This is a genomic window from Streptomyces longhuiensis (genome assembly GCF_020616555.1).
GTDB classification, from domain to species: Bacteria; Actinomycetota; Actinomycetes; order Streptomycetales; family Streptomycetaceae; genus Streptomyces; species Streptomyces longhuiensis.
On sequence record NZ_CP085173.1, the window covers coordinates 2,716,259 to 2,731,225 of the forward strand.

At 72.3% G+C, this 14,967-nt stretch carries 17 protein-coding genes; 6 read left to right on the forward strand and 11 right to left on the reverse strand.

Annotated features, from left to right (window positions below; genetic code table 11):
- Positions 1–2: 2 nt before the first annotated feature.
- From LGI35_RS12715 to LGI35_RS12750, 8 genes are all read right to left on the reverse strand, one after another.
- On the reverse strand, positions 3–1,046 hold the full coding sequence (locus LGI35_RS12715; protein ID WP_116502839.1) for a zinc-dependent alcohol dehydrogenase family protein: 1,044 nt from the start codon (positions 1,044–1,046) through the stop codon (positions 3–5).
- 58 nt (positions 1,047–1,104) lie between these two features.
- Entirely contained in the window at positions 1,105–1,836 is a 732-nt protein-coding gene (locus tag LGI35_RS12720; RefSeq protein WP_376221525.1) for a lysoplasmalogenase, read from the reverse strand.
- Complete coding sequence (locus tag LGI35_RS12725; RefSeq protein WP_227293969.1) at positions 1,833–2,735, reverse strand: sterol desaturase family protein; 903 nt, start codon at positions 2,733–2,735, stop codon at positions 1,833–1,835. Before LGI35_RS12725 ends, LGI35_RS12720 begins: the two co-directional genes overlap by 4 nt.
- 124 nt (positions 2,736–2,859) lie before the next feature.
- Positions 2,860–3,582 (reverse strand): VIT1/CCC1 transporter family protein, encoded by a 723-nt coding sequence (locus LGI35_RS12730; RefSeq protein ID WP_227293970.1) that lies wholly within the window; start codon positions 3,580–3,582, stop codon positions 2,860–2,862.
- A gap of 22 nt (positions 3,583–3,604) precedes the next feature.
- A complete protein-coding gene (locus LGI35_RS12735) occupies positions 3,605–4,831 on the reverse strand; it encodes an amidohydrolase family protein (protein WP_227293971.1) in 1,227 nt (408 codons plus the stop codon).
- Positions 4,828–6,111 (reverse strand): amidohydrolase family protein, encoded by a 1,284-nt coding sequence (locus tag LGI35_RS12740; protein ID WP_227293972.1) that lies wholly within the window; start codon positions 6,109–6,111, stop codon positions 4,828–4,830. The genes LGI35_RS12735 and LGI35_RS12740 overlap by 4 nt, the downstream gene beginning before the upstream one ends.
- A gap of 10 nt (positions 6,112–6,121) precedes the next feature.
- Entirely contained in the window at positions 6,122–7,006 is an 885-nt protein-coding gene (locus LGI35_RS12745) for an SDR family NAD(P)-dependent oxidoreductase (protein WP_227293973.1), read from the reverse strand.
- Entirely contained in the window at positions 7,006–7,803 is a 798-nt protein-coding gene (locus LGI35_RS12750; protein WP_227293974.1) for an acetoacetate decarboxylase family protein, read from the reverse strand. Before LGI35_RS12750 ends, LGI35_RS12745 begins: the two co-directional genes overlap by 1 nt.
- Before the next feature lie 83 nt (positions 7,804–7,886).
- Between LGI35_RS12750 and LGI35_RS12755 the strand changes: the two genes are divergently transcribed.
- The 6 genes from LGI35_RS12755 to LGI35_RS12780 all read left to right on the forward strand — a co-directional run bounded on the left by LGI35_RS12755 (position 7,887) and on the right by LGI35_RS12780 (position 13,356).
- The gene (locus LGI35_RS12755) at positions 7,887–8,516 is read left to right on the forward strand and encodes a TetR/AcrR family transcriptional regulator (protein ID WP_227293975.1); all 630 of its coding nucleotides are present in this window, start codon (positions 7,887–7,889) and stop codon (positions 8,514–8,516) included.
- Between the two features lie 61 nt (positions 8,517–8,577).
- Positions 8,578–9,573, forward strand: coding sequence for a DEDDh family exonuclease (locus LGI35_RS12760; RefSeq protein ID WP_227293976.1), 996 nt, complete (start codon positions 8,578–8,580; stop codon positions 9,571–9,573).
- A gap of 63 nt (positions 9,574–9,636) precedes the next feature.
- Positions 9,637–9,870, forward strand: coding sequence for a hypothetical protein (locus LGI35_RS12765; RefSeq protein WP_100592621.1), 234 nt, complete (start codon positions 9,637–9,639; stop codon positions 9,868–9,870).
- A gap of 55 nt (positions 9,871–9,925) precedes the next feature.
- Positions 9,926–10,720 carry an SURF1 family cytochrome oxidase biogenesis protein gene (locus tag LGI35_RS12770; RefSeq protein WP_227293977.1) on the forward strand — a complete coding sequence of 265 codons (795 nt, stop codon included), beginning with the start codon at positions 9,926–9,928 and terminating at the stop codon, positions 10,718–10,720.
- Between the two features lie 90 nt (positions 10,721–10,810).
- On the forward strand, positions 10,811–12,595 hold the full coding sequence (locus tag LGI35_RS12775) for a glycoside hydrolase family 15 protein (RefSeq protein WP_227293978.1): 1,785 nt from the start codon (positions 10,811–10,813) through the stop codon (positions 12,593–12,595).
- Between the two features lie 5 nt (positions 12,596–12,600).
- On the forward strand, positions 12,601–13,356 hold the full coding sequence (locus LGI35_RS12780) for an SDR family oxidoreductase (RefSeq protein ID WP_227293979.1): 756 nt from the start codon (positions 12,601–12,603) through the stop codon (positions 13,354–13,356).
- A gap of 25 nt (positions 13,357–13,381) precedes the next feature.
- On the opposite strand, the gene amaP is transcribed toward LGI35_RS12780, so the two are convergent.
- Genes amaP through LGI35_RS12795 form a run of 3 tightly spaced genes read right to left on the reverse strand, consistent with a single transcriptional unit; the run spans position 13,382 to position 14,966 of the window.
- Positions 13,382–13,969 (reverse strand): alkaline shock response membrane anchor protein AmaP, encoded by a 588-nt coding sequence (gene amaP, locus LGI35_RS12785; RefSeq protein WP_227293980.1) that lies wholly within the window; start codon positions 13,967–13,969, stop codon positions 13,382–13,384.
- A complete protein-coding gene (locus tag LGI35_RS12790; protein ID WP_227293981.1) occupies positions 13,966–14,628 on the reverse strand; it encodes a DUF6286 domain-containing protein in 663 nt (220 codons plus the stop codon). The genes amaP and LGI35_RS12790 overlap by 4 nt, the downstream gene beginning before the upstream one ends.
- Positions 14,625–14,966: an Asp23/Gls24 family envelope stress response protein gene (locus LGI35_RS12795; protein WP_227293982.1), complete on the reverse strand. Its 342-nt coding sequence runs from the start codon at positions 14,964–14,966 to the stop codon at positions 14,625–14,627. The genes LGI35_RS12790 and LGI35_RS12795 overlap by 4 nt, the downstream gene beginning before the upstream one ends.
- Position 14,967: the final 1 nt, after the last annotated feature.

Consider the following 14,967-nt stretch of genomic DNA (forward strand, 5'->3'; position numbering starts at 1 on the left):
CGTCAGTTCGTGACGAGCACCTTGAGCGCGGTGCGCTGGTCCATCGCCTTGTAGCCGTCGGGTACACCTTCGAGGCCGACGGTCAGGTCGAAGACGGGCGACGGGTCGATCGTGCCGTCGAGGATGTCGGGCAGCAGCTGCGGGATGTACGTGCGCACGGGCGCGACGCCGCCACGCAGGGCGATGTTCCGGTCGAACATGACGCTCAGGTCGAGACCGGTGCCGCTGCCGTGCGGCACGCCGACGAAGCCGATGGCGCCGCCGTCGCGGGTGATGTTCACGGCCGTGCTCATGGACTGCTCGGTGCCGACGGCCTCGATCACGGCGTGGGCGCCCTGGCCGCGGGTCAGCTCACGGACGGCCTCGATCGCCGCGTCGCCGCGCTCGGCGACGACGTCGGTGGCGCCGAAGCGGCGCGCGATGTCGGTGCGGACCTGGTGGCGGCCGAGCGCGATGATCCGCTCGGCGCCGAGCCGCTTGGCCGCGAGGACCGCGCACAGGCCGACGGCTCCGTCACCGACGACGGCGACCGTGGCGCCCGCGCGCGCACCCGCGCCGAGCGCGGCGTGGTGGCCGGTGCCCATGACGTCGGAGAGCGTGAGCAGCGCGGACAGGAGGTGCTCGTCGGAGGCGGCGTCGGCGGGCAGCTGGACGAGGGTGCCGTCCGCGTACGGGACGCGGACCGCTTCGCCCTGGCCGCCGTCGTAACCGACCGCGCCCCAGAAGCCGCCGTGCTCGCAGGAGGTGGTGAGGCCCTCGGTGCAGTAGTCGCAGACCCCGTCCGACCACATGAAGGGGGCGACGACCAGGTCGCCGCGCCGGACGCCGGTCACCTCGGAGCCGGTCTCCTCGACGATGCCGAGGAACTCGTGTCCGATGCGCTGGCCGGGCTGGCGTGCCGCCTCGCCGCGGTACGCCCACAGGTCGCTGCCGCAGATGCAGGCGCGCAGGACCCTGACGACGGCGTCGGTGGGGAGCTGGACGACGGGCTCCGGCACGTCCTCCACGCGCATGTCGAACGGGGCATGGATGGTGGTGGCGCGCATGAGTGGGGGTCCTTCGTGCTGGTCACAGGCGCCGCTGACGGATCGCGTGCGGGGCGCCTCAGGTGGCGGTCGTGCGCCTTTCACGGTACGCCGCCACGGGTACGGCCCGCGCGTCGAGGGGGTGTCCGAGCACTCCGCGCGCCAGCAGGTACTGGGCGGCGAGGTAGGTGAGCATGACCCAGAAGTCGGGCCGCGGGAGCTGCGGCCAGTCGGCGACGCCGGTCGCGATGAGGGTGTCCGACAGCAGGAAGAGCGCGCCGCCCCACCCCGCCGTGGCGCCCAGGCGCGAGGAGCCGTACGCCATGGCGGTCAGGAGCAGGCTGTAACCGGCGACGGGCCCGCGCATGTCGGCCGGCAGGTCGGGCCACAGGAGCGCCACGGTCGTCACGAGCGCGACGCCGTACGCGGCCGCGAGCAGGGCGCCACGCGCGCGTGGCGTGCCCGCGCGCTTGAAGAGCACGAGGTAGCAGACGTGTCCGGCGGCGAAGGACCCCATGCCCGCGAGGAACGCGAGGTCGGCGTCGAAGAGCAGCAGCAGGTCGCCGCCCCACCCGAGGAGCAGCGCGGCGGTCAGGAGCCGGGGGCCGCCGCGCAGGACGCCGTAGGCGGCGAGCAGCGGCATGAGGAGGGGCTTGGCGGCGGTGTGGACCGCGTCGGTCCCGGCGAGCAGGGCGATCAGGTCGACGGCGGACGCCAGGGCGAAGGCGGCGAGCAGGAGGCGCGCCGCGCGCTCGCGGGCGGGTGCCGGCGCCTCTGCGGGCGCCGGCACCGGGGCCGGGGTCGGCGTCACGCGGCGCCCTCGGCTGCCTGCTCGGTGGTCTGGCCCGCGGCGGGGGCCGGGACCGGCGTGGGCTTGTCCTTCGGCTGCCAGCCCGGTCCGCCGAACACCCGGCCGCCGCGCTCGCGCCAGCTGCCGGCCGCCTTCAGGTCCCTGGCGATGGCCGCGTACTCGTGCGTGGCGACCCGCAGCGGGTTGTACGTGCTGATGTTCTTGGTCAGGCCGAACACCGGGCGCTCGACCTCGGGCACGAAGGACCCGAAGAGGCGGTCCCAGACGATCAGGATGCCGCCGAAGTTGCGATCCAGGTAGCCGCCCTGGGAGGCGTGGTGGACGCGGTGGTGGGAGGGCGTGTTGAGGACGAACTCGAAGGCGCGGGGCAGCTTGTCGATGCGCTCGGTGTGGATCCAGAACTGGTAGACGAGGTTCACCGACGAGCAGAACGCGAGCGCGGCCGGGTGCACCCCGCACGCGATGAGCGGCAGGTAGAACGGCCACACCGTCAGGCTCGTCCACGGCTGGCGCAGCGCGGTCGACAGGTTGAACTTGCGGCTGGAGTGGTGCACGACGTGGCAGGCCCACAGGATGCGGATGACGTGGTGCCCGCGGTGCGACCAGTAGTAGAAGAAGTCCTGCGCGAGGAGCATCAGCGGGATCGTCCACCACAGGATCGGCACACGCAGCGGGGTCAGCTCGTAGACCGCGGTGTAGATCGCGACGATCGGGATCTTCCACAGGAAGTCGAAGACGAGGCTGCCGAGCCCCATGCCGATGCTCGTCGCGGCGTCCTTGGTCTCGTAGCCTGCGGCGTCGTCGTCGGGATGGATGCGTACGCTCACGATCTCGACGACGGTGAGCAGCACGAAGGCCGGGATCGACCAGAGCACGACATCGGGCAGGTTCGGCGACATGCCTGCACCGTAGGGCCGCGGACGGGCCACGGCTAGACGGTGTTACCGACAAGTATTACCTGCGGTACGACGCTCGTTGTTGGCGCCTTCCTCCATTGATCTCCGCCGGTTCCCGCGCGTTCACTCATACACCGGCCGCCCCCAGGAGCGACCCCGCCCCGTACGTCACAGCCATCGCGAGCGCCCCGCCCGCCATGTTCCGCCACACCGCGGGCCGCACCGCAGCCGAGCCCATCCGGGCGCTGCTCCAGCCGGTGAGGGCGAGCGCCCCGAGCACGGAGACCACGGTGACGGGCAGCCGCCAGGCGCCGGGCGGCAGGACGATCGCGAGCAGCGGCAGCAGCGCGCCCACGGTGAAGGCGAGGAAGCTCGCCCAGGCGGCGTGCCACGGGTTGGTGAGTGCGTCGGGGTCGATGCCGAGCTCCACGCGCGCGTGCGCCCGCAGCGCGTCACGCGAGGTGAGCTGCTCCGCGGCCTCCCGCGCCACTTCGGGGCTGAGCCCTCGGTCCTCGAGCAGCCCCGTCAGCTCCATGAGTTCGGCTTCCGGGTACTCGCGCAGCTCCCGCTTCTCCTGGGCGAGCGCCGCCTTCTCCGAGTCTCGCTGCGTGGACACGGAGACGTACTCCCCCGCGGCCATCGACATGGAGCCGGCGAGCAGCCCGGCGAGGCCCGCCGTCAGGAGCGTGCTGCGGTCCTCGGTGGCGCCGGCCACGCCGACGACCAGCCCGGCGGTGGACACCACGCCGTCGTTGGCGCCGAGCACGGCGGCGCGCAGCCAGTTGAGCCGCGTTCCGAGCGCGCCGCCGTGGGACTCCTCGTGCGGTGCGTCCTGCACATCGTCAGTCACCCGAAGAGCATCGCACCGTCGGTCACCAGATCCGGACCGACCCTCCTCGGGCGAACACCGGACTTGTCGCGTCCTTCGGCGCCTCGTCGAGGGGTTCGTCCAGTTCCTCGACGGTCGGCCCGACACGGGCCGCGATCGGGTCGAGCAGGCCGAGGTCGAAGCCGTAGACGCGGGCCGTGTTGCCGCCGACCATCGCGGCGACCTCGTCGCGCGGCAGCCCCGCGTACGCGATCCGCAGCCCTTCGCGCGTGTACGGGTAGGTGCCCTCGTCGTGCGGGTAGTCGCTGCCCCACATGATCTTGTCGAGGCCGATCCGGTCGCGCAGCGGCACCTCGTGCGGGCGCATGAAGCTGGCCCCCACGTAGCAGTTCTCGCGCCACACCTCGGACGGCCCCTTGCCCATCGAATCGGCCAGCCCGGCACCGAACTTGGACTCCGCCGTGTTCGCCCGCGAGGCAGCGGCCACCAGGCGCCCGTGGTAGTAGTCCAGCATGTCCAGGACCCCGGGGATCCAGCCCGAGCCCTGTTCGGTGAGGACCAGTTTCAGGCCGGGGTGACGGCGGAACGCGCCGCCGAACACCAGATGCCACAGGGCCCGGTGCGAGAACCACGTCGTCTCCACCATGAACACGGCGCGCGCGGCCGGTTCGTCGCCGAGCGGCGGGGACGCCGAGCCCGCGTGGTGGTTGACCGGTACGCCGAGCTCGGCGCAGGTCGCCCAGATCGGGTCGTACGCGGCCGAGTACAGCTCGGGAAGGCCCGAGCCGGGTGGTGTGCCGGGCAGCAGCAGCCCGCCCGTGAGCCCGGCGGCCGCGGCCCACCTGATCTCCTCGACGGCCTCGTCGACGTCGTTGAGGAGGATCTGGAAGACACCCGCCCTGCGCCCCGGGGCGGCGGCGCAGAAGTCGGCGAGCCAGCGGTTGTGGGCGCGCAGCCCCGCCCAGCGCCGCGTGAACTCCTCGCGCGTCGGGGCCGGGGCCATCAGGGACGCGGACGGGAAGAACGGCGGGATCGTGTTCGGGAAGACGACCTCCGCGACGATGCCGTCCTGTTCGAGCTCGGCGATGCGCCGGTCCGAGTTCCAGTTCCGGTCGGCGGTGTCCGCGAGCAGGTCGGCGTACGGATTGACGTAGCTCGCCGCCCACGCGTCGAACGCGTCGTGGTGGCGGGACTCCAAGTAGGGCCGGTAGTCGAGGAGATCGGCTCCCGCGTGGCAGTCCGCGGAGATCACTGTGTAGCGCTCGCTCATGAGGTCACCCCCAGGGTGGGGAAGTCGTGATCGGTCAGCCAGTGGCGGCCCACCTCACGTGAGCGCGCCCAGGAGGCCTCGACGGCCGACTGGTCGGCATCCTGGCCGAGTTCGGCGGGGGTCGGGCCGATGCGGGCGGCCAGCGGGGCCAGTTTCTCCGTGTCGAAGCCGAAGACCTCGGCGGCGGCGAGCCCCAGCATGCGCCGGGTCTCCGCCACCGGGATGTCGTGGAAGGTCTTCTTCAGCCACGCGCGCGTGTCGGGCCAGGTGCCCTCGGGGTGCGGGAAGTCGCTGCCCCAGAGGATGTTGTCGACGCCGATCTCGTAGCGCTGGGCGAGTTCGCGGCGCTTGGTGTTGGTGGCGCAGACGAACACCTGGCGGTCCAGGTACTCGTGCGGGGAGCGTTTCAGTTCCGCGAACGGCGAGAGCTTCTTGCCGCCGTGCGCGCCCAGGTAGAGGCGGTCCATGAACCACAGCAGGTTGGGCAGCCACCAGCAGCCCGACTCCGCGACGCCGAACTTCAGGCCCGGGTGGCGCTCGAAGACGCCCGACCAGAGCATGAACCACAGCGGCCGCGCGGGCCACCACGTCACTTCGGAGACATAGATCCCGAGGTGGTCGCCGTACTCGTGGCGGGGCGCCGCCCCGGAGTGGGTGACCACGGGCATCGCGCACTCCGCCGCCGCGGCCCACACGGGGTCGTAACGCCGGTCGTGGTAGGGCGCCTTGTCGACCCACATGGAGGGGATCATCAGCGCGCCGAGCCCCGACTCCTTGGCCCGGTGGACCTCGGCGACGACGCGGTCCACCTCGCCGGTGATGGGCAACAGGGCCACCCCGCAGTGCCGTTCGGGGTGTTCGGACACGAAGTCGGCGAGCCAGCGGTTGTGGGCCTGGGCGCCCGCCATGCCGAGCTCCGGGTCCTGGTCACCGGAGAGCCCGAGCCCCACGCCGAAGGGCGCGGCAGTCCGGCTGTCCACGGCGTCCGCGTCGGGGAAGACGACCTCGGCGGCCACCCCGTCGCCGTCCAGCTCCTTGAGACGCTGCGCGGCGTCCCAACCGCCGCGCAGTCCTTCCTCGTTGTCCTGGAACCACTTGGCGGCGAAGGCGTCGTTGCGGATGCCGAGTCGCGTCGCCTCCTCGCGACGAGCGCCCCGCTCGCCGAGGAAGTCGTCGAAGGCGCGGTGGAAACGGCTGTCCAGATAAGGCCGGTACTCCTCGGTGGGCAGCCCGGCGTGGCAGTCGGAGGAGATGATCAGGTAGGGGTCCTGGTCGGTCATCACATGCCCTTCAGTCCAGAATGAAGCTCTCCAGGTACGCCGGGTTCGCGCGCTCCAGCATCGAGGCGGACCTGGCCTTGATCTGCCGGTCGCTGTGCTCGCTCGGCGGCAGCAGCCAGAAACGGCCGGCCCCGATGCCCTCGGCGACGAAGTCCGCGACCTCCTCGACCGGCGTGAACTCCACCTCCTGGCCCGCCTCCTTCATCGCGGACTCCCACTGGCCGAGGCTGCGGTACGGGGTCCTGCGCGGCTTCTCCTTGGCGTACCGCTCGGGCCGGTTGCGGTGCGACTCCCACAGCCCGGTGCGCAGCATGTGGGGTCCGGGGAAGAGCACGGAGGCGCCCACGCGCGCGTGCTCCGCCTTCAGGTGCGCGTACAGGGACTCGGTCATCGTCACGACGGCCGCCTTGGTGACCGCGTACACGGAGGCCGTGGGCAGGGGCGCGATGCCGCCGTCGCCGGAGGACGTGTTGACGACGTGGCCGGGCGCGCCGCCCTCGATCATGCGCGGTACGAAGGCCTGGATGCCGTGGAAGACGCCCCACACGTTGACCTCGAAGGCCCACTTCCAGTCGTTCGGTTCGTGCTGCCACATGCGGCCCTCGGCTCCCGAGCCGACGCCCGCGTTGTTGCACAGGACATGGACGGCGCCGAACTTCTCGTACGCCGCGTCCGCGAGGGCGAAGACCTGTCCTCGGTCACCGACGTCGACCACGCGCGCGTGCACGGTGGCACCGTCCTCGCGCAGGCCGGCGGCGGCCTTCTCCAAGGCGGACTCCTCGACGTCCGCGAGCACGACCTTCAGGCCGTCCGCCGCGAACCGCCGCGCCATCGCGAGGCCGATGCCGCTCGCCGCGCCCGTGACGACGGCGACCTGTCCCGCCTCCAGCCGCATCAGACGCTCCCCTCGGGCGGCCCGTCGAGGATCTGCTGCGGGTCGTCGTAGCGCTGGTGGATGTACGGCAGCAGGGCCTGCGCGCTGACGCGTTCGACGACCCTGCCCTTCTGGTCGGTCGTCTTCTCGCCGATGGTGAGCTCGACGACGGCGCGCACCGGAAGGTCGGCGATCGGGTCGTACATCGACTCCCGCAGGACCACGTCACCGGTGATCCGCTCCAGCTTGCGGACCTTCTCGTTGCGCAGGCAGTGCACGAGCACCGGCTCCATGTCGAAGCCCGAACCGTCCACCGCGGGAAGGAACTTGAAGTAGAAGTCCGTCTTGAGCGCCGGCTCCGGCAGGGGCAGGACGCCGCTCACCGCGCCGCGCACCTCCACGAAGGCGATGCCGTGCCGGGCGAGTGCGGCGCGCACCACGAGGCCGTCGCGCTCGACGCTCACCTCGCCGAGCTTCTTGGGCTCGCCGAAGACCTCGCGGCCGCCGATCAGGGCGCGCTCGTGCGTCATCGGCATGACGAGCGGATACCAGCCCTCGACGCCGCCGTGCTCGGCGGCGACGGCGACCGATCCGGCGCCCAGGGGATAGCCGGGCAGGTCGACCTTGCTGATGTTGGCCCGCACCAGCGGGCGTTCGGTGGGCTTGAGCGGGGGCGGAAGCACCGCGGCGACCGCGTCCGGGTCGCTCTCCCAGACAGCCACCACCCCCGTGGACCAGATGTCGGGGAGCTTCGAGCTCGCGGTGCGCGCGGCGGAGATCTCCGCCTCCGTGCGTGCTCCGTATCGAATGCGTGCCATGTCGTACCACCCTTCGTCGGCGCGGACTTGCGTGGACGGGCGTGCACTTGCGGATGCTCTGTAACACAGTTACAACAGCTTCCGTGAAGGGTAAAGACACGCGCACACATCTCGACCGGGAACAGGTCCTCGCCGCCGCCGCGAAGCTGGTGAAACAGCAGGGTCCGCAGTCCCTGACGATGCGCAAGCTCGCCGCCGAGCTCGGCACCGCCGTCACCTCGATCTACTGGCACGTCGGCAACCGCGAGTCACTGCTCGAAGCCCTGGTCGAGCGCACCGTCGCCGACCTCGGGGAGATCCGCCCCCGCGGCGCCACACCGGAGCAGCGCGTCACCTCCGTCGCCCGCGCTCTGCGCCGGCAGCTGCGCGACCATCCCCACCTCGTCGCGATGGTCCACGAACGCGGCCTGACCGAGCGGATGTTCCTGCCCGCGCAACAGGCCCTCGTGCGCGAGGTGCACGCCGCGGGCCTGCGCGGGACCCGCGCCGCCGGGGTCGTGCGGGCGGTGCAGTTCCATGTCGTCGGCCATGTCCTGGTGGAGCGTCAACGCGAGCGCGCGCCCGTGCAGCGGCCCGGCGAGGAGGAGCTGTGGGGGGCGCGGACGGCGGAGGGCGACGCCGCCCTGGCCCGCGCGCTCAGCCTTCCGGCCGACCCGGAGAAGGTGTTCGACGCCTCCGTCAGGGCCCTGGTGTCAGGCCTGTTGCGGACATAACGGACGGGGCCGCGGGACCGGGCGACAGAGGTGTCAGTCGCGGCCCGTATCCTCATGGACCATGCTCGAAGACCAGACGACCGCCGCGTCCGCCGCTCCGTGGCCGGCCGCGTATCCGCAGGGATACGCGGTCGTCGACGTGGAGACCACCGGCCTCTCCCGGGACGACCGGATAATCTCCGCAGCCGTCTACCGGCTCGACGCGCGGGGCGAGGTCGAGGACCACTGGTACACGCTGGTCAACCCCGAGCGCGACCCGGGCCCCGTCTGGATCCACGGCCTGACGAACGACGTACTCGAGGGCGCCCCCCTCTTCAAGGACATCGCCGAGGAGTTCGCGACCCGGCTCGACGGCCGCGTGCTCGTCGCCCACAACGCGGTCTTCGACTGGTCGATGATCGCCCGGGAGTACGCCCGCGCGGAGCGCACCGCCCCCGTCCGCCAGCGCCTGTGCACCATCGCGCTGTCCAAGGAGCTCGGCCTCCCCCTGCCCAACCACAAGCTGGAGTCCCTCGCCGCGCACTTCGGCGTCGTCCAGCGCAACGCGCACCACGCGCTCGACGACGCGCGCGTGCTCGCCGAGGCGTTCCGGCCGAGCCTGCGGGCCGCCGCGAGCGGCGGGGTGCGGCTGCCCCTGCTCGAGTGCAGGCCGCTCACGGAGTGGACGGACGGCGCGGCGCGCATCGGCCGCCAGGGCTCGGCCCCGTCGTCGTCCTCGTACGGGGGCGGCGGGACGTGGCGCCCGTCGCGCAAGCGGCAGCCGTGCCCGTACCCGAACCCCGGACGGTACGAACCGGGCAAACGACTCAAGCAGGGCATGCGGGTGGCGTTCTCCGGAGACACCTCGGTGGACCGCGAACTCCTGGAGGACCGCGCCGTCGAGGCCGGGCTGCACATCGCGACGAGCCTGTCCCGGCTCACCAGCGTCCTCGTCACGAACGACCCCGACTCGTACACGTCGAAGGCCGTCAAGGCGAAGCAGTACGGGACACCGGTCATCGACGAGGCGGCCTTCGGGCAGCTCCTGCGGGACGTGGCCCCGGCGTCAGACGGGTGATTGCGCGGCGACTCGCCCGCCCACCGCTCGCCCCGCGCGACCGCGAAGCCCACCCTGTGGCGCATGGCACGTTGTGAGGTCTGCGGAAACGACTACGGAATGTCCTTCGAGGTGCACGCGCAGGGCGCGGTGCACGTCTTCGACTGTTTCTCCTGCGCCATCCACCGCATGGCGCCGATCTGCGAGCACTGCCGGTGCCGCATCGTCGGCCAGGGAGTAGAGGTCGACGGGCACTGGTACTGCGGGGCCCACTGCTCCCGCGCGGAGGGGAAGGTGGGGATCGTCGACAAGGTCTGAGCCCTCCGGCACACCCCCGTGATGTCGCCCCACGACCGAGTTGTACGGTCGTGGGGTGTACCGCTTCCTGTTGTCCCGGCAGTGGGTGATCCTCACCCTCATCACCCTCCTCCTCATCCCCACGATGATCGAGCTGGGCTTCTGGCAGCTGCACCGTCACGAGCACCGCGTCGCGCAGAACGACCAGATCGGTGCCGCGCTCGCCGCGAAGCCGCTGCCCGCCGAGCAGCTCACCTCCCCCGGGAAGCCCGTCCCCAAGGCCGAGATCCACCGCCGGGTCTCCGCGAAGGGGACGTTCGACACCGCGCACGAGGTCGTCGTGCGGCGCCGCACGAACACCGACGACGAGGTCGGCTTCCACGTCCTGACCCCGTTCGTCCTCGACGACGGCAAGGTGCTCCTGGTCAACCGCGGCTGGATCCCCGCCGACGGCGCGCAGACCGCGTTCCCGAAGATCCCGGCGCCCGCGCGCGGCGAGATCACCGTCACCGGCCGCCTCATGGCCGACGAGACGACCGCCGCGAGCGGCATCAAGGACATCAAGGGCCTGCCGGACCGTCAGATCATGCTGATCAGCAGCGGCCAGCAGGCCAAGGCGCTCGGCAAGCAGGTCCTCGGCGGATTCATCGAGCAGACGTCGCCCGACCCGAAGGGCAACACCCCCCAGCTGATCCCCACGCCCAACCACAGCGACATCGGCCCGCACATGGCGTACGCGGTCCAGTGGTGGCTGTTCGCCGCGGCCGTGCCCGTCGGCTTCGTCGTGCTGGTCCGGCGCGAGCGCCGCGACCGCGCCGAGACCGCGTCGGCCGAGGAGACCCCCGCGGGCCCCGAACCGGCCACGGTCTAGGACCCGGAGCCACCGCCGCACGCGTATTCGCCCTCACCCGCCCGGCCCCCGGTGGGATTGGCGGCCCCGTCCGCCGGGAACCCGCCTCACGTGCACCGACCCCTTGAGGACTACGCGCTCATCGGCGACCAGCAGACGGCCGCCCTCGTCTCCCGTGGCGGCTCCGTCGACTGGCTCTGCCTCCCCCGCTTCGACTCGGCGGCCTGTTTCGCCGCGCTCGTGGGCAAGCAGGACAACGGCCATTGGCAGCTCGCCCCGAAGGGCGCGGGCGACTGCACCCGCCGCTCCTACCGCCCCGGCACCCTCGTCCTCGACACGGAGTGGGACACCGACGAGGGCAGCGTCCGGGTCACCGACCTGATGCCACAGCGCGACCAGGCCCCCGACCTCGTACGCATCGTCGAAGGGATCAGGGGCCGCGTCACGATGCGCGGCACCCTGCGCCTGCGCTTCGACTACGGGTCGATCGTGCCGTGGATGCGCAAGGCCGACGGCCACCGCGTGGCCGTCGCGGGGCCCGACTCCATGTGGCTGCGCAGCGAACCCCCCGTACGCACCTGGGGCAAGGACCTCACCACCCACTCCGAGTTCACCGTCGAGGAGGGCGAGTCCGTCGCGTTCGTGCTGACCTGGCACCCGTCGCACGAGCCGCGCCCCGACCTCATCGACCCGTTCGAGTCCCTGCGCCGCTCCCAGGAGGAGTGGGAGGAGTGGTCGGCGCAGTGCCGCTACGACGGCCCGCACAAGGACGCGGTCCTGCGCTCCCTGGTCACCCTGAAGGCGCTCACGTTCGAACCCACCGGCGGGATCGTCGCCGCGCCCACCACGTCGCTGCCGGAGGAGCTCGGCGGCGTGCGCAACTGGGACTACCGGTACTGCTGGCTGCGCGACTCGACCCTCACCCTCGGCGCGCTCGTGTCGGCCGGCTATCTCGACGAGGCCGAGGCATGGCGGGACTGGCTGCTGCGCGCGGTCGCGGGCGACCCGGCGGACCTGCAGATCATGTACGGGCTCTCGGGCGAGCGCCGCCTGCCCGAGATCGAACTCCCGTGGCTGGCCGGATACGGCCAGTCCGTCCCCGTGCGCGCGGGCAACGACGCCGTGCACCAGCTCCAGCTCGACGTGTACGGAGAGGTGATCGACTCGCTCGCCCTGGCGCGGGTCGCGGGTATGCCGTCCGAGCCGCACGCGTGGCGGCTCCAGCTGGCCCTCGTGGAGTTCCTGAGCACCGCGTGGCGCCAGCCCGACCAGGGGCTCTGGGAGGTCCGGGGGCCGCGCCGGCACTTCGTGCACTCGAAGGTGATGGCGTGGGTGGCCGCCGACCGCATCGTCAAGGCCCTTGAGGACGAGCCCGACCTGCCGGGCGACCTCGTCGCCATAAGGCGGCTGCGCGACGACATCCACCGTGACGTCCTGGAACGCGGATTCGACGCGGACCGCAACACGTTCACCCAGTACTACGGCTCGACCGAGCTCGACGCGTCCTTGCTGATCATCCCTCTCGTCGGCTTCCTGCCGCCGGACGACCCACGCGTCCTCGGCACCGTCCAGGCGGTCCGCGACGAGCTCTCGGACAACGGCTTCGTGCGCCGCTACAGCGCCGAGGCGACCGGCGTCGACGGACTCCCGGGCCGCGAGGGCACGTTCCTCGTCTGCTCGTTCTGGCTCGCGGACGCGCTGCATCTGACGGGGCACACGAAGGAGGCCCGCGAGCTGTTCGACCAGCTCTGCGCGCTCGGAAACGACGTGGGGCTGCTCGCCGAGGAGTACGACCCCGTGTCGGGGCGCCAGCTCGGGAACTTCCCGCAGGCCTTCAGTCATATCGGACTGGTGGGGACCGCCCTCACGCTGTTCGGGACCGGCGAGGCAGGATAGGGCCCATGGATCTTGGACTGAAGGACCGTGTCTACGTCGTCACCGGAGCCACCCGCGGCCTGGGCAACGCCGCCGCGCGTGAGCTCGTCGCCGACGGAGCGAAGGTGATCATCACCGGGCGGGACGAGAAGCGGGTGACCGAGGCCGCCGAGGCGCTCGGCGAGAACGCCGTGGGCATCGCCGCCGACAACGCCGACCCTGCCGTCGCGCGGCGCCTGATCGACGCCGCGCGCGAGAACTTCGGCGGCTTCGACGGCGTACTGATCAGCGTCGGCGGGCCGGCCCCCGGCTTCCTCGCGGACAACACCGACGAGCAGTGGGAGTCGGCCTTCGAGTCGGTCTTCCTCGGCGCGGTGCGGCTCGCCCGCTCGGCCGCGGCCGAACTCGGTGAGGGCGGTGTCATCGGCTTCGTGCTCTCCGGCTCCGTCCACGAGCCGATCCCCGGCCTGACCATCTCCAACGGCCTGCGCCCCGGGCTCGCCGGGTTCGCGAAGTCCCTCGCGGACGAGCTGGGCCCGCGGGGCATCCGCGTCGTCGGGCTGCTCCCGGCGCGGATCGACACGGACCGGGTCCGTGAGCTCGACGGCCTGTCCTCCGACCCGGAGGCGACCCGCGCCGCCAACGAGGCGCGCATCCCGCTGCGCCGCTACGGCAGGCCGGAGGAGTTCGGCCGCGCCGCCGCGTTCTTCCTCTCGCCCGCCGCGTCGTACCTCACGGGCGTGATGCTCCCGGTGGACGGCGGCTCCCGGCACGGCTTCTGAGCCGGCGGACGCCGACCCTGCCGGGTCAACTCACGCGCTCCGCGCGGTGCTTCACCGCGCGGAGCCGTACCTCGGCCGGCAGGGCGGCGAGCCCGGCGGAGTCCCGCGCGTGCCCCAGGGCCTCCTCGCTGATCCGCTGAAGCGCCGCCCCGGGCTCCGCGTGCGGTTCGAGGAGCAGCCCCATGCGTACCTGGGGTGCGGAGCGCCGCCCGGTCAGGTGGACCCCGGCGCTCTCCACGCCGTCGAGCGACTCCGCCTCGCCGGCCAGGACCCCTTCGAGCGCCCGGCCGCGCAGCAGCGCGCCCTCGCCGTCCCCGGTGTCGACGAGGACCTCGGCGAGCCGGCGCCGGCGCAGCTGGGCGACCAGCCACCACAGGGCGAGCAGCACGCAGACGGCGAGTACGGCGATGACGGCCGGCCACCACCAGCCGGTGTCGCGCCACCGGTAGCGGTCCGCCCTGCTCAGCAGCACGTCGTGCCGCCCGTGGTAGATCCACCAGGACGGCGGGGGCGCGCCGAGCCCGACGGCGAGCACGGACCCTCCGAACAGGACGAGGATCAGTCCGACAAGGCCGACGACGACCCGGTTCACGGTCCTGAGCACGGGGCTCATCCCTTCTTTCCGGGCCGTGCCACATGGACGGACAGGCCGGGCGTGGCGGTGAGCCCGAGCCCCTTGACGGTCTCGCCGATCACGGCATCCAAGTCGGCGCGTACGTCGTCGAGTCGACGGAAGTGCGAGACGGCCCGCACCTCGGCCTTGGAGCGCTTCATCCGTACGCGTACGGACTGCACGCCCGCCACCTCCATGGCCCGGTCGCGCAGGACCATGGCGGCCGCGTCGCGGTGCAGTCCGGCCCGTACGTCCGTGTGGGTGCGGCGCATGGGCAGGACGGCGCGGAGGCCGGGCGTCGCGGCGAGCACGATCAGCCACAGCCCGAGCGCGGCGGCCACCCCGGCGCCGACCAGCACCCACACGTTGTCCAGGGGCCGGTCGGCGAGTTCGCGGGCGAGGGCGCGCCTCCAGTGCATCGCGGAGTGGCCCGCGCGCACGGCGGCGATGTCGTAGAGCAGGATTCCGGAGGCGCCGAGGAGCACGATCGCCACCAGTGCGGCGGGGATCCGGCGCGACGACCAGAAGCGGCCGGTGCCGTGCTCGCCCTCCGGCGTGGGCAGCGCCTTGTAGGTGGCCGCAGACCCCGACTGGCCGAACTGGTCGAGCTCGCCCTGCCCGCGTTCGACGACGGGCAGGGGCTGTGTGGGCTCGCTCATCGGATCCTCCGCTGTGCCGCGCCGCGATCGTGCTCCGAGTGCAGCCGCTCCACCTGGACGGCCACCTCGGGCACCTCCATTCCCGCCAACGCCTTTACCCGCTCGGCGACTTGGCGACGCACGGCGCCGCACCGCGTTCCGATGTCCGCGGGATAGTCCAGTTCGAGACTGATCCGCACATGGGCGATGTCGTGGCGCACGGAGACGGTGGCGTGCGGGGTGCTGCCGACCGGAACAGCCGGGAGCGCCTCACGCGCCGCCTGCGCGGCGATCTTCGCGACGACCCGGTCGGCGATCCGGGTCGCGCCGCGATCGGCGGGCGCGACCTGCGTCGCCACC